Consider the following 904-nt stretch of genomic DNA (forward strand, 5'->3'; position numbering starts at 1 on the left):
ACCTATATGCGTCGGATTCGTCACATTTATAACTTAGCCGTGGAGGCGAACGAGGCTCCCTTTGTACCCAACCTGTTCAAGGATGTCTTCACGGGCGTTGAAAGCAAGCGGAAGAAGGCGTTGCCGCGAGAGATGCTGGAGCGTATGTTTAACGCCCCGTTGGAGGATCCGTCCTTGCGGCGTGTACAGTTGACCGTTCGGTTGATGTTCGCGTTCAGCGGGATAGCGTTTGTGGATCTCACGCATTTGAAATGGGAGAATATCCGGGATGGGATATTGCAGTATCACCGACAAAAGAGCGGGTCTCTCATACAGCTGGAGATTCCCTCCGGGGCGTTGCGGCTGTTGGATGAGTTGTCCGCTTGTACGGCAAAGGAATCCTTTTATTTATTTCCTTTTTTGAGTGGAAGGAGAACCGGTGAGGCGGCCTACAAAGAATATAACAGGACCTTGTCCCGCTTTAACCATGACTTGAAGTTGTTGGCGAGATCGACAGGCGTTACGCTTCCGGTCACCTCATATACGATCCGTCATTCATTCGCCTCGTTCTTGAAGGAACAAGATGTATCGATCGAGGTTATCAGTGAGTTGTTGGGGCATAAGTCTATTAAGACAACACAGATCTATTTGAAGAGCTTCTCGTTGGAACGTTTGTCGACAGTGAACCGGAATTGTTTTGAGAGCGTGTGTAAACCGATGCCCAAAGTGGGGTAAGAGGCTTGCTACTTGGGAAGTAGCGTATTCTTTCACGGCGCAAAAGTAATAAAAAATAACAAATAACAAGCAATCATTAGGCTTAGTTTGTTCATTAGTTTGTGCTCCGACCTTGATTCTCCTTAAATCTTCGTTCTTATTCCTAGTGCATAGACATGGCAATAGAGACGAAATGATCTCGTATTTCCTA

The 904-nt window shown here is 46.9% G+C and carries 1 protein-coding gene; it reads left to right on the top strand.

Annotation, left to right across the window (positions count from 1 at the left end; all coding sequences use genetic code 11):
• On the top strand, positions 1-714 hold a 714-nt coding region (locus tag DWX33_RS22215; protein WP_122381057.1), incomplete at its 5' end, for a site-specific integrase.
• Positions 715-904 lie beyond the last annotated feature (190 nt).

The sequence above is a fragment of the Parabacteroides sp. AF19-14 genome, assembly GCF_003635485.1.
Taxonomy (GTDB): domain Bacteria; phylum Bacteroidota; class Bacteroidia; order Bacteroidales; family Tannerellaceae; genus Parabacteroides; species Parabacteroides distasonis.